The sequence below is a fragment of the Bacillus nitratireducens genome (genome assembly GCF_036320425.1).
Classification (GTDB): domain Bacteria; phylum Bacillota; class Bacilli; order Bacillales; family Bacillaceae_G; genus Bacillus_A; species Bacillus_A nitratireducens.
This window is the reverse complement of sequence record NZ_JAUMJO010000004.1, coordinates 616,116-629,156: the sequence shown is the minus strand read 5'-3', so window position 1 is coordinate 629,156 and position 13,041 is coordinate 616,116. Positions and strand designations below refer to the sequence as shown.

General features: G+C 34.2%; 13 protein-coding genes. 11 read left to right on the top strand and 2 right to left on the bottom strand.

The window, feature by feature from the left end; genetic code table 11:
• Positions 1-291: 291 nt before the first annotated feature.
• From Q3V31_RS18765 to Q3V31_RS18755, 3 genes are all read left to right on the top strand, one after another.
• Entirely contained in the window at positions 292-885 is a 594-nt protein-coding gene (locus Q3V31_RS18765) for an O-methyltransferase (RefSeq protein WP_090813391.1), read from the top strand.
• A gap of 347 nt (positions 886-1,232) precedes the next feature.
• A complete protein-coding gene (locus tag Q3V31_RS18760) occupies positions 1,233-2,345 on the top strand; it encodes a toxic anion resistance protein (protein ID WP_000137400.1) in 1,113 nt (370 codons plus the stop codon).
• Between the two features lie 24 nt (positions 2,346-2,369).
• The gene (locus tag Q3V31_RS18755) at positions 2,370-3,203 is read left to right on the top strand and encodes a DUF3974 domain-containing protein (RefSeq protein ID WP_090813392.1); all 834 of its coding nucleotides are present in this window, start codon (positions 2,370-2,372) and stop codon (positions 3,201-3,203) included.
• Between the two features lie 55 nt (positions 3,204-3,258).
• On the opposite strand, the gene Q3V31_RS18750 is transcribed toward Q3V31_RS18755, so the two are convergent.
• On the bottom strand, positions 3,259-4,818 hold the full coding sequence (locus Q3V31_RS18750; protein WP_000605567.1) for a glycoside hydrolase family 10-like protein: 1,560 nt from the start codon (positions 4,816-4,818) through the stop codon (positions 3,259-3,261).
• 226 nt (positions 4,819-5,044) lie between these two features.
• On the opposite strand from Q3V31_RS18750, the gene Q3V31_RS18745 reads away from it, so the two are divergent.
• From Q3V31_RS18745 to tdcB, 8 genes are all read left to right on the top strand, one after another.
• Positions 5,045-5,350, top strand: coding sequence for a PTS sugar transporter subunit IIB (locus Q3V31_RS18745; protein WP_000865888.1), 306 nt, complete (start codon positions 5,045-5,047; stop codon positions 5,348-5,350).
• 15 nt (positions 5,351-5,365) lie between these two features.
• Positions 5,366-6,649, top strand: coding sequence for a PTS sugar transporter subunit IIC (locus tag Q3V31_RS18740; protein ID WP_001032299.1), 1,284 nt, complete (start codon positions 5,366-5,368; stop codon positions 6,647-6,649).
• A 78-nt stretch (positions 6,650-6,727) separates the two neighbouring features.
• The gene (locus Q3V31_RS18735; protein ID WP_001021975.1) at positions 6,728-6,994 is read left to right on the top strand and encodes a hypothetical protein; all 267 of its coding nucleotides are present in this window, start codon (positions 6,728-6,730) and stop codon (positions 6,992-6,994) included.
• Positions 6,995-7,016: 22 nt separating this feature from the next.
• On the top strand, positions 7,017-8,171 hold the full coding sequence (gene anmK, locus Q3V31_RS18730; protein ID WP_090813393.1) for an anhydro-N-acetylmuramic acid kinase AnmK: 1,155 nt from the start codon (positions 7,017-7,019) through the stop codon (positions 8,169-8,171).
• 15 nt (positions 8,172-8,186) lie between these two features.
• Entirely contained in the window at positions 8,187-9,086 is a 900-nt protein-coding gene (locus Q3V31_RS18725; protein ID WP_000876612.1) for a BadF/BadG/BcrA/BcrD ATPase family protein, read from the top strand.
• Between the two features lie 134 nt (positions 9,087-9,220).
• The gene (gene plsY, locus Q3V31_RS18720) at positions 9,221-9,769 is read left to right on the top strand and encodes a glycerol-3-phosphate 1-O-acyltransferase PlsY (RefSeq protein WP_000610839.1); all 549 of its coding nucleotides are present in this window, start codon (positions 9,221-9,223) and stop codon (positions 9,767-9,769) included.
• Between the two features lie 84 nt (positions 9,770-9,853).
• Positions 9,854-11,437, top strand: a complete 1,584-nt coding sequence (locus Q3V31_RS18715) for an aminotransferase class V-fold PLP-dependent enzyme (RefSeq protein WP_090813394.1) — start codon at positions 9,854-9,856, stop codon at positions 11,435-11,437.
• Positions 11,438-11,543: 106 nt separating this feature from the next.
• Entirely contained in the window at positions 11,544-12,545 is a 1,002-nt protein-coding gene (gene tdcB / locus Q3V31_RS18710) for a bifunctional threonine ammonia-lyase/L-serine ammonia-lyase TdcB (RefSeq protein WP_090813395.1), read from the top strand.
• Between the two features lie 104 nt (positions 12,546-12,649).
• Here tdcB and Q3V31_RS18705 read toward each other — a convergent pair whose 3' ends face one another.
• Positions 12,650-12,979 carry a YkvA family protein gene (locus tag Q3V31_RS18705; protein WP_016129433.1) on the bottom strand — a complete coding sequence of 110 codons (330 nt, stop codon included), beginning with the start codon at positions 12,977-12,979 and terminating at the stop codon, positions 12,650-12,652.
• Positions 12,980-13,041: the final 62 nt, after the last annotated feature.

Sequence of the window (13,041 nt, the reverse complement as noted above, 5' to 3'; positions counted from 1 at the left end):
CTTCTAGAAATATATAAACAAAAGAAAATGCGTCCGGAAAGGGCGCTTAATTGAATTTGAAATACCGATTCATTTAAATGGGGTTTATATTATTTAATAACTGCAATTTAATTAAAAATAGTATGAATGGAATAATTGCACGTAGAAATTAACTTTACCAAAAAACGAAACAATATGCTATAAAAAAATTTAAAACTTTGTCATATAACGAGAAAAAGGGTTTCGTTTCGCATATAATGAAAAGTAGACGGGCAGCAAGAGCTTTTTCATCATATTGCTTTTTGAAAGGCGATGAAAAGGATGGATACTGTAGATTCATTATTATCTCAACTTGAACAATATGGAGTAGAGCATGATCGAAATAAAAAAACGCGGGAAGAAAAATTACGGAATATTTCTCGTGAGATGGGGCAATTTTTATCAATTTTAGTAAAAGGGTGTAATGCAAAAAACATTTTAGAAATTGGAACTTCTAATGGTTATTCTACATTGTGGTTAGCTAATGCGGTAGAAGAAACAAATGGAAATGTAACAACTGTAGAGCTTTCTTCAGAACGGGTTGGAGAGGCAATTGTAAATTTTGAAAAGGTAAACCTTGTACAGAGAATTGATGTCCATAATCAAGAAGCTGGGGCGTTTTTAGATTCGCAATTAGATCATTCATTTGATTTTATTTTCCTAGATTCAGAACGTACACAATACTTGTGGTGGTGGGAACATATAAAACGTATTTTAGAGCCAAAAGGTTTGCTTGTTATTGATAATGCAACTTCACATACAGAAGAATTAGCGGAGTTTATCAAGATGATTGAAGAAGATGATACGTACGAAACGGCGTTATTAGCTTTTCAAAAGGGAGCATTCGTTGCTCGAAAAAATAAGTAGAAGCGAGCATGACATAATTATCACATTGAAAGATAACAAATGTCAAAAGATTGAGTGCTGTATGATTTGAAGGAGATTGACCAATCGAATTTCAAATTAGAATGGAGAGGTAATAAATAATGGGATCCGTAAAGAATCCGCCTTCAGCATGTTCCTCTCTAGGTCTTAAGTCTGAGGAAAATAAAGAAGAGAACAGGTATACTTATACTATGAAACAGGGAATGACTGCATAAGCAGGTATTTCTTGAAAAATCGATTTCAAGCAAGCAAAATGTGTATGAAATACGATATATTAGATGAAATATAGTGCATATAAATTCGCACATATAAATAAAGGAGCGATTTTGTTGACTGAACTCGAGAAAAAAGAACCTGTATCGATTGTGAAAGATAATAATGTAGAAGTAGTAGTGGATACAGTAATAAAAGATGCAGAACTTGAACAATTAAATAAAGAAGCTGATCTGTATGTACAAAAGTTAAATAGCGAGCAAAATACAGATTTATCAAAAGTATTGTCGCAGCTTGGAGACTTAGGAGATAAAGAGCAGCAAGCGGCAGGACAAACGCTATCAGCTTTAAAACGTCCTGTGACAGCGATGATGAATGGAAAGAATGAAGAAATTCCAAATACATTGTTAGAATTACGAAAAGTGGTATCAGAGCTTGATCCGAATTCATTAAAAGCAAGTGGTATGAAGAAAATTATGTTTAAAGTATTCAAAAAAAATCCACTTGAAACATACGTGCATAAATATCAATCTATAGATAAGCAAATTGAGGAGATTATAAGATCCCTTCTAATTGGTCGTGATAACTTACAAGAAGATACAGTTGGTCTTGAAATGCTTAAAGAACAATCGCACGATAAAATTCACGCTCTTGATAAACAAGTATACTTAGGAAGAAAACTGGCAGGCATGCTTGAAGCCGAGAAACAAAACCCAGAACGTCAAAGGGATATTCCATTAATAAATGATGCATTAGAAAAGATACTTGTACGTACACGTAATATGCAGCAAGCGAAAAGTGTATTATTACAATCTATCGCATCTGTAGACATCATTAAGAAAAATAATGAAAAGCTATCAGAGGCAATTCGTAATGCAATTACGATGACGCAAAATGTTGTAACGGTTTCAGCTGCAATCCAGTTAGCATTAACAAATCAACGTAAAACAATCGATGCAGTTAATGCGACAAATGAAGCGATCGAATCAATGGTATTAAGCAATTCTCAAGCATTAAAACAAAATACAGAAGAAACAACAAAACTTCTTGAAAATCCTGCTATTAGTATGGATAAATTACGTGAATCATTCCAAAATGTATTCGCCGCTATTGAAGCATCTGAGAAATCGTCAGAACGTATTATTGAGTCTAGTAAGAAATTTGTAATTGAACTAGATACATTTAATGATGAGATGAAGCAGAAACTCATTCAGCGTCCAAGGAAATAACAGACTTTTAGAGGAGGTGAAAAAATGAGTTTCATTCAAGGAGTATTATTACTACTAGGGTCATTACTTTTAATCGCATTTACTGTCGTTGTTTTAGTTGTATACTTCGGACGTAAACTTTATTTTTCATGGACGAAACCATATAAGAGAGCACAAGATTCCATTGAGAAATTATCAAACAAATCAACACCGTTTTTACAAGAATTTACGCAGCACCCACTCTTTTATCGCTGGGTTCGTACAGAAGGGAAAAAAGAAAAAAATACTTTAAACACTCTTTTCTGTACTTCAGGTCAACGTACGAGAGAGCAAGTTTTCTCAATGTTACCGAAAGAAAAGCAGAAAAAAGTGCATGTAATGGCAAAAACAACGAAAAAGCTTACGAATGAAGATATTGATATCGCAACAATGAAAGTGAAAGATTTCTTGAGACAAGAATCACAACAAACTGTAAAACCGACAGACTTATCGTTTTATAAATTGTATTTCTATGATCGATATCCAGATGCATTAAATACAATTCAAGCGTATAAACGCTCAATAAATCCTTCATTACAACGAACGGTTGATGATATTACAATTTCAGTATTAAATGCCTTGCCGTATTATCAGGAGCAGCGTATGTTTGAACAACAACATAAACTTGAAACGTTCTTAATGAAAGATTTAACTGCGATGTTATCTTTAGTGGTGCAATTACCTCCGTCACAACGACCAGAAAAAGAAGAAGAGTTAAAAGTCTACTTGCAAAATTTCCAAAAAGAAATGGAAGTAGTCGAGCGTGATATTCGCGACTCCATTGATCATGATTTGAATGTGAAGATGAGAGCAGCGACTGAGAAGTTTAAGAATAAATAAAAAAAACGCCTTAAAAGCTAAGTATTACAGCTTTAAGGCGTTTTTTTATGAGATTTTATTTTGCCTTTACGGTAGTATAACTAGAAGCAACACTCTCATTATGCAATCGATCAACTGCAGTTACCGCATACGTATACGTTTCTCCAGAAATAGCCGTTTTATCTACATAAATTTCTCCAAGCTTTGTTTTTCTTACAGTTGTAAGTAAATTTTTTGGGTTTTGTATATCCACTTGATTTTTGCCATTTACACGGTAAATGGCGTAATAAGCAGAGTCATTTTCTCTATCATCAATGATACCTATAGCAATACCTTCATTTCTTGGAATGGCACCTTTTAAAGTTGGTTGTTTGGGTGGATTGTGATCAAGCCAAGGCATAGGCGGGATTAATGCAGGGTGTTTATATATGTCTTTTGAGAGTTTATCTTTAATTCCAAGTGGATTGTTATTAATATCTTTTAAACTGAAATGCATACTACCTTTTATTTGTGGATATTGATGGTTTAAAGCGATTTGCTTTGGATATTCTTCTGGCTCAGACCAAGCAGGGACAGAGTTGTTATTAATTTTATAAGTCGCCTGACCGATGTATAGGTGAATCGGTTTGTTATTTGTTTCTTTTACCCACCAATCTACTAATATATCATATGCGGCAGGTGTGAAACCTATATTCCAATATATTTGAGGTGTAATGTAGTCTATATATCCTTTTTGTATCCACTCACGTGTGTCAGCGTAAAGGTCATCGTAGTTTCTTTGACCTGCAGTTGTGTTAGAGCCAGTTGGATCGTCAGCTATATTTCGCCATACGCCAAATGGGCTAATGCCAAACTTTACGTATGATTTTTCTTGTTTTATAGCAGTATTTAAACCTTTGACAAGTTCATTAACATTGTTACGTCGCCAATCTTCTATATTTATAAATTTACCATTATTATAAGTTTCGTACGTCTTTTGATCAGGGAATTCTTCACCAACTACTTTATAAGGATAAAAATAATCGTCCATATGAATTGCATCAACATCATAATTTTTTACAATTTCTAAAGCGCCTTCCGTTATAAAGTTTTTCACATCTGGAATACCAGGGTTGTAATATAATTTTCCGCCATAAGACACAACCCAATCCGGATGCTGTTTGGCAGGGTGATTATCCGATAATCGGTTTATATCAGTGTGATTCATCGTTATTCGGTATGGATTAATCCATGCATGGAATTCTATATTTCTTTTATGTGCTTCTTCAATCATAAATGCGAGTGGGTCGTATCCAGGGTCTTTTCCTTGTGTACCCGTAATGTATTCAGACCAAGGACCGTAATTTGAAGGATAGAAAGCATCGGCAGTCGGTTTAATTTGTACAACGACTGCATTCATACCAGTGTTTTTTACATCGTCTAATAGTCTTATAAATTCTTGTTTCTGCTTTTCGATGGGTAAGCCAGTTTTTGAGGGCCAATCAATATTAAGAACAGATGCGATCCATACAGCGCGTAATTCATGTTTTTTGTAAGTAGTATTTACTTCAGCATAAGTAGAGTGAGGGGAAATGAAAGAGAAAGGAGTAAACAAGATGACGATACAGCACATCATTAATAAACGTTTCATAATCATTTATACGCCTCCCTATTATACGATTATTTAAAATAATATATGATGTGAGGTTGGCCCTGCAATTGAGAAAAATAAATATTGAAACATTAATTTAATAGGAAAAATATTTTTAGTGAAATTTACTTTCAGTATAACTAAATCGTTTCATTTCTTCATATGCTTGTTAGTAAAGTGAAACTTTCTTTCATTTGAAGGAAATAATTTATAAGTATAGGAGGATTCAATAATGAAAGTTTTATTCGTTTGTTCTGGAGGAATGTCCAGCGCAATTGTTGTAAACGCTTTAAAAAAAGAAGCAGAGAAAAAAGGTATGAACATGGAAGTGCATGCTATTGGAACAAGTGAGGTGGAGGAAGAAGTAAAGAATGGTTGGGATGTTGTAATGGTTGCACCTCAAGTTAGACATAGATTTGACGCTGTAAAAAAACTTACAGAACAGGAATCCATTCCGTGCGGTATTATTCCACCGCAAGCATACACGCCGCTTGGTGGACCGACTTTATTAAAAACTGTAAATGAATTAATTAGTTAGTTAGGGGGAAGCGTTATGAATAAGTTTGTCACGTTTCTTGATAAAAACTTATCTGGACCGATGGCAAGGCTTTCTGAACAGAGGCATTTACAAGCAATCCGTGATGGAGTTATTTCGGCGTTACCATTTATTATCGTAGGGAGTTTCTTTTTAATAGTAGCATTTCCACCATTACCGAAAGATAGTTTCATATCAGTTTGGGCATTGAAAAATCAAACAAGTATATTAATACCATATCGTTTAACGATGTTTATTATGTCTTTATATATAGCATTTGGTATAGGATACAATTTAGCGAAAAGTTATAAGTTAGACGCTTTATCAGGGGCACAGCTTGCGGTATGTTCACTGCTATTAACGTTAACCCCTGAATTAATTGATAAAAAAGGATTTATGCTTCCGATGACAAATCTCGGGGGGCATGGATTATTCGTGACGATGATCGTTTCTATTTTATCAGTAGAGATTTTAAGATTTTGTAAGACGAAAAATGTAATGATTAAAATGCCAGAACAAGTACCGCCGTCTGTTTCACGTTCGTTTGAAGCACTTATACCTGCTGCATTCGTAATTATTTTAATGAGTTTAGTAACTGTCGTTTTTAGTATTGATTTACATCATGTAGTTGATAAATTAGCGGCACCGTTAGTAAAAGCTGGTGATAGTTACTTCGGTGTAATCATTCCAGTGTTTTTAATTACATTTTTTTGGTCATTCGGAATCCATGGTGTGTCGGTTGTTGGAACTGTTGCTCGGCCATTATGGGAAGTTTACTTAGGGAAAAATGGTGAAGCGGTTGCTAGTGGAGCAGATCAGTTGCCATTCATTTCACCAGAACCATTATACCAATGGTTTATATGGATTGGTGGTTCGGGCGCAACGCTAGGACTTGTATTAGCAATGATCGTATTTGGTCGATCAAAATATTCGAAGGCATTATCGAGAACTTGTATTGTACCTGGGATTTTTAATATTAATGAACCAGTTATATTCGGTTTGCCGATTGTATTGAATCCAATTTTAATTATCCCATTTATCATTACACCACTAGTAACAGCAACTATTGCATATTCAGCAACTGCGATGGGATTTGTAACGCCAACACATATTATGCCGCCGTGGACATTACCAGCTCCAATTGGCGCGTATTTAGCAACAGGTGGGGATTGGCGAGCGATTGTACTCGTATTTATAAACATAACAATATCATTCCTTATTTATTTACCATTCTTTAAAATGTACGATAAAAACATGCTTGAAATTGAGAAAAATGGTGATGGGGAATCTATTAATCCGTAAGTTTTATATTTTATTTTTAAGTGATAGGCATTTTGTCTATCACTTCTTTCACATTAAGTCCAGAGAGGGTGAAATGGAATGAATATAAAATTTAGTTATAAAGGTGTGTTTTTATTGTTATTTGGAGTGATATGTGCGAATTTACTTTTCGTGCCTTTATTAAGAATGCTAAATCTATCACAAATGCATAGTATATGGCTCGTTACAAGCTTTGCGGCGAGTGTTTTGCTTACGATTGTTGTTTCTTTCATTGATGGATCATTTGTATCAAAAGCTCAGTTATTTTTTAGATTTATATTGTTTTCGATCGGGTGTACGTTTGTAACTTACATGATTGTTTTTTAATAAATAGGAGGTCATACATGTTATGTATATTGCAGGAATAATGTCAGGTACTTCATTAGATGGAATAGATGTAGCGCTCGTTCATATAGAAGGAAGCGGTGTAGATTCTAAAGTCGAACTTATACATTTTACTACTGTTCCATTTTGTAATGATATAAAAAATGAAATACAACAATCGTTATCATTAGAAAATTCAAATGTCCAACTCATATGCAGTTTGAATTTTAAGCTCGGTTTATGTTTTGCCAACGCTGTAAAGGAAGTTTGTAAAGAGTCAAATATTTCATTGGAAAAATTAGATTTAATAGGTTCTCACGGACAAACGATTTATCATCAACCAAAACAAGATGGTAATATGATGCCCTCAACATTACAAATTGGAGAGCCAGCAGTTATAGCATATGAAACGAACACTACGGTTATCTCTAATTTTCGAACGATGGATATGGCAGCAGGGGGACAAGGTGCACCACTTGTGCCATATTCAGAGGTCATTTTGTATCGTCATCAAACTAAAAATAGACTACTACAAAATATTGGCGGGATCGGTAATGTTACAGTGATTCCAAGTGAAGTAAGTAATAAGAGAGTTATCGCTTTTGATACTGGCCCAGGAAATATGGTAATCGATGATGTATGTCAAAGATTATTTCAGTTGCCATATGATCAAAATGGTTGGATTGCAAAACAAGGAGTAGTTGTAGATGAAATTTTGACATATTGTATGAACCATCCATTTTTGAAAATGAATCCACCGAAATCAACTGGTAGAGAACAGTTTGGAGAAGAGTTTGTAAGTGAATTATTGAAGCGGTTTGAAAAGCATGGTAAAGAAAATCTTTTGACGACTGTCACGATGTTTACAGCAAGTTCAATTGTTCATCATTATAAGAAATTTATTCTTCCATATTATGAAATCGATGAGGTAATTCTAGGTGGTGGTGGAAGTTATAATGATACACTTGTTGAAATGATTCGGAAAGGATTGAAAGAAGAAAAATGCGCAATATTTATTCAAGAAGATATAGGCTATTCTTCAGAGGCGAAAGAAGCAATCGCCTTTGCGATTTTAGCAAACGAAACGCATCATCGTAATCCGAATAATGTGCCGAGCGTAACAGGTGCAAAGAAATCTGTAGTTTTAGGGAATACAACATTCCCTCCAATAAGAAGATGAAAATGAGGCGGACATATGAAGTATATGATTGGAGTAGACGGCGGGGGAACGAAGACAGAAGCAATTGCATTTGATCAAGACGGAAACGAAGTTGTAAGAGGTATGAGTGGGTTTGGAAACATATTAATAGATTATGAAAAAGCAGTTTCGCATATTATGGAGGCGATTGATCAATGCAAGGAAGCTTTAATAGATGGGCACTGCGTTTGTATTTGTTTAGGATTAGCGGGTATAAGTGGAGCGAATACAAATGAATTAACATTACGATTAATAAAGAAATATAAAACGCAAATTGAAGTTTTTAATGACGCAATGATTGCACATGCAGCTGCTTTAAAAGGTAAGAATGGAATATTAACTATAGGTGGTACAGGTGCAATTTGTATAGGAAAGAAAGACGAAGTGTACGAGTATAGCGGTGGATGGGGACATATTTTAGGGGATGAGGGAAGCGGTTATTGGATTGCCTTGCAAGCCTTAAAGAAAATGGCATTGCAATTTGATAAAGGATTAAGCCTTTGTCCATTAAGCTTAAACATTCAAAATGAGTTTAAACTTTTGACGCCATCTCACATAAAAGGTCTAATATATACTTCCTCAAAAGATAAGGTTGCAGCAATTGCGCCATTAATTATTCGGGAGGCGAGAAATGGGAATGCTGATGCATATGAAATTATGCAGCAAGCTGGCAAGGAATTAGCGAGAATTACAGTAAATAATTATAATAAGATGCAGTTTGATGTACTAACTTCAATTGCAGTTAGTGGTAGTATATTGTGTTCAGTACCTGAAATATATGCTGAATTTAAGAAATGCTGTGAGAAAAGTATGGGAGAAGTTATATTTGTATCACCATCAGAAATGGCAGTGAAAGGAACATATCATCTAATGAAGGGTGTGTATTTTGAAAAATAGATGCATGAGAATTTTTGTATGATTTGTAAAAATATGATGTTAAAATATACAAAGGGATGTAAAGCAAGAAAAGTACAATATACATAGTCATTGAATATTGTATAAGTACTCCTATGTAGAAAGTGAATGATTACATGATTAATAGTATGCAATTTTTGTATTTGGTGGCTGCTTATTTATTTGGAAACATATTGACCGCTTATATAGTGACGAAATGGAAACATAATGTTGATATTCGGCAGGAAGGAAGCGGTAATCCTGGCGCAAGAAATATGGGGCGCGTATATGGAAAAGGGTATTTCGTCGCTACATTTTTAGGTGATGCAATCAAAGGGGCAATCGTAGTTTCTATTGCAAAATACCTTTTTGAAGATTCTACATTTGTAATGTTAGCTTTACTGGCTGTTTTACTTGGACATATTTACCCGATTTTGTTTAAAGGCAAGGGTGGAAAAGGTATTTCAACATTTATTGGAGGGTTAATCGCATTTGATTATTTGATAGCGCTTACTCTAATAGGCGTTTTTATAGTGTTTTATTTAATATTTAAAGGATTTACTAAGCCAGGATTAATTACAATCGCTTGTTTACCAATGTGCATGATTTTTTATTCTTTCTCTATTGGTACGACTATTTTAAGTGTACTTATAATTCTACTTATTTTATATGTAAATCGAGAATAAAGGAATCTTTTATAAGTGGAGGAATCTCCACTTATAATTTTATTAAAAAGCGAGCGATAAATAGAGAGATGAAGGGGATAGGACATGGGGTTAATTTATAAAGTTGCTGATCAAGCTTGGGAATTTGAAAGTATACATAAATTGAACTATAAAACATTTGTAGAAGAGATTCCGCAGCATGAAGAAACGAAAGAACGTTTTCGTATAGATCGTTTTCATGAAGAAAATACATATTTAATTTGTTTAGATGAGGATAAGTTAGTAGGTATGGTTGCGTTGCGAGGAAAACGACCATTCTCATTAGATCATAAAATTTCAAATTTAGATTTTCACTTGCAAGAACATGGAGAAAACGTATATGAAATTCGTTTACTTTCAGTAGAACGTGAATATCGAAATGGAAGAGCATTGTTAGGTCTAATTCGATTTTTACATCGTTATTTGCTTCTAAATGGATATGAATTGGCGCTCATTTCTGCTACAACACGTGAACTACCTTTATATGAGCAAATGGGATTCAAACCTTTCCATACGCTAGTTGGTACAGAAGAAGCCGCTTTTCAGCCAATGTATGTTACACCTTCTATGTTTGAAGAGTCGAGTGCTGGAGGCATTATGACGAAAGAATATACGTTTTTACCTGGACCAGTGGATATTGAAGAAAATGTTCGAAAGGCATTTTCTACTAAGCCTATTTCACATCGTTCTAAGTCATTTCAAGTGTCGATGGAAAATGTAAAAAAACGATTACTGCAAATGACAAAAGCAAAACGTGTACAAGTAATGTTAGGAACAGGGACGTTAGCGAATGATGCAATTGCTTTACAGCTACGTTCATTAAAAGGTAAAGGACTAGTTTTAGCGAACGGGGAGTTCGGTAATAGATTAATTGAGCAGTCAAGACGTGCACATTTAAATTTTGATACGTATAAAAAAGAAAGGGCAGAGCCGTTTCTTTATACAGAATTAGAAGAAATAATGGCAACTGGAAATTATGAATGGCTTTGGTTTGTTCACCATGAAACATCAACTGGAATGTTAAATAATTTAGAAGAACTAAACATTCTTTGTAAAAAGTATCAAATGAAACTATGTGTAGATTGTATAAGCTCAATTGGTGCAATACCAATAAATTTAAAGGATGTATATTTTGCAAGTGGTGTAAGCGGAAAAGCGATTAAATCATTTACAGGATTATGTTTCGTTTTTCATAATCACATGATAGAGAAAAACGAAGCGATACCTGTGTATATGGATATTGGTATGTATGAAATGAATGATAGTATTCCATACTCCCATTCATGGAATTTAATTTATGCATTGCAAGAAGCGTTGAAAAGGTTTGAAGATGAAAAGGCATTTATAAAAATAAAAGAGACATATGCTTATATTGAACAAGCTATTACTAATATGGGTTTAAATCTTGTTTCACCTAAAGAACATGCCGCGCCAATTATAGTTACCATTCAATTAAATGAAGATAAGTCTTCTAAGGCGCTAGGTGATGAGTTAGCGTTACAAGGATATATTGTTCATTATGAATCAGCATATTTACAAAAGAATAATTGGATCCAAATAGCATGTCTGAATCACTATAAAGCACGTGATATGAAGAGGATGCTAAATTGTTTGCGTATATGTACTTTAAAGAATGGCGTACATATATGAGGAATGATTTTTTAACGTAGTTGGTTGCGTATAGAGGGGTTATTATTTACGAAAACTTAGAAATGAGACAAATAGTAAATTATAAATCATTAGAAGAGGTGTTAGTATGATAACTAAAAAACTACCATTACATATAGCAGACATTAAAAAAGCTCAAAACATTCTAGACAGAAATGCGCGTAAAACTCCATTAGTAAAATCTTTTTATTTGACTAGTAAAACAGGCGGAGAAATTCACTTGAAATTAGAAAATATGCAATTAACGGGTTCTTTTAAATTTCGTGGTGCGTTTAATAAAATGTCACAGTTGACAGATCAAGAAAAAGAGCGAGGCGTAATTGCTTGTTCCGCTGGTAATCATGCGCAAGGAGTTGCTTTATCTGCTCATTTACTTGGTATTAAGAGTAAAATTGTGATGCCGATTTCTGCACCGAAGGCGAAAGTTGAGGCTACTAGAGGATATGGTTCAGAAGTTGTTTTATACGGTGAAACTTTTGATGATGCGAAGGCAAAATGTGAGGAGATTATAAGCGAAACAGGTGAAACATACTTACATCCATATGACGATGTAGAGGTAATGGCTGGTCAAGGCACAATTGGCTTAGATATCCTTGATGATATGTGGGATGTTGATACTGTCATTGTACCAATTGGCGGAGGTGGCATTATTTCTGGTATTGCTGTTGCATTGAAATCATTTAATCCATCCATTAATATAATTGGTGTCCAAGCAAACAATGTTCATGGGATGAAGGCATCTTATGACAAAGGTACAATTGTAGAACATTATGAGGCACCTACTATAGCAGATGGCTGTGCGGTTAAAATACCAGGCAATTTAACTTTTGAAGTTGTAAAAGAATTAGTAGATGATATCGTAACAGTATCAGAAGGTGAATTAGAAGTAGCGATGAAAGACTTATTACAGCGTGGAAAAGCTGTTGTAGAAGGTGCAGGTGCATTAGCGACTGCTGCACTACTTGCAGGGAAAGTGGATACGTATATTAAAGGGAAAAAGGTAGTCGCGGTTATATCTGGTGGGAACGTAGACTTGCAGCGCATTTCGAGTGTTTGTGAGCAATTTTTTGTAGCTAATGAAGTGAAATGATATTTATAATAAAGTGAAAATGTCCCACTGATTATTAATTGTATTAAGGGATAATATAGTTTTATGAAAGAAGAGCTAAGGGAAATTATCTTAGCTCTTTTTAATTATGCTTGTGCTGAAGTGAATAATGACTCCATTTTTACTTTGCTCTTCTCTCGAATTTCAGCATCTGCATGACGCATTACAAATTTATGCGCTATAGCGATTGCTAAAACATCATCTAATAAGCCGATCCCAATAATAGCAGCAATATCTGGAATGAAATCGATTGTTAATACGTAATAGGATAAAGCGGCTAATATTATGAGTTTCGCTTTAGTAGGTAACGCTTTCTTTTTCATTGTGTAGAATAAAATAATACTTTCATATACGCTGGATTTACCGAGGTTTACTGAACTTTTTTTGAATTTTTTCCAAAGTGTCTGTTTCTCCATAAAAACACTCCTTTTACAAAAAACATAGATTTTTTAAAAGGATGGACAAAGTAGAGAAAGAA

Excerpts from the sequence above, each read along its gene's own strand:
- Q3V31_RS18705 (WP_016129433.1), bottom strand. The coding sequence starts at position 12,979 with ATGGAGAAACAGACACTTTGGAAAAAATTCAAAAAAAGTTCAGTAAAC.
- tdcB (WP_090813395.1), top strand. The coding sequence starts at position 11,544 with ATGATAACTAAAAAACTACCATTACATATAGCAGACATTAAAAAAGCT.
- Q3V31_RS18715 (WP_090813394.1), top strand. The coding sequence starts at position 9,854 with ATGGGGTTAATTTATAAAGTTGCTGATCAAGCTTGGGAATTTGAAAGT.
- Q3V31_RS18755 (WP_090813392.1), top strand. The coding sequence starts at position 2,370 with ATGAGTTTCATTCAAGGAGTATTATTACTACTAGGGTCATTACTTTTA.
- Q3V31_RS18740 (WP_001032299.1), top strand. The coding sequence starts at position 5,366 with ATGAATAAGTTTGTCACGTTTCTTGATAAAAACTTATCTGGACCGATG.
- Q3V31_RS18750 (WP_000605567.1), bottom strand. The coding sequence starts at position 4,818 with ATGATTATGAAACGTTTATTAATGATGTGCTGTATCGTCATCTTGTTT.
- plsY (WP_000610839.1), top strand. The coding sequence starts at position 9,221 with ATGATTAATAGTATGCAATTTTTGTATTTGGTGGCTGCTTATTTATTT.
- Q3V31_RS18765 (WP_090813391.1), top strand. The coding sequence starts at position 292 with ATGAAAAGGATGGATACTGTAGATTCATTATTATCTCAACTTGAACAA.
- Q3V31_RS18745 (WP_000865888.1), top strand. The coding sequence starts at position 5,045 with ATGAAAGTTTTATTCGTTTGTTCTGGAGGAATGTCCAGCGCAATTGTT.
- Q3V31_RS18735 (WP_001021975.1), top strand. The coding sequence starts at position 6,728 with ATGAATATAAAATTTAGTTATAAAGGTGTGTTTTTATTGTTATTTGGA.
- anmK (WP_090813393.1), top strand. The coding sequence starts at position 7,017 with ATGTATATTGCAGGAATAATGTCAGGTACTTCATTAGATGGAATAGAT.
- Q3V31_RS18725 (WP_000876612.1), top strand. The coding sequence starts at position 8,187 with ATGAAGTATATGATTGGAGTAGACGGCGGGGGAACGAAGACAGAAGCA.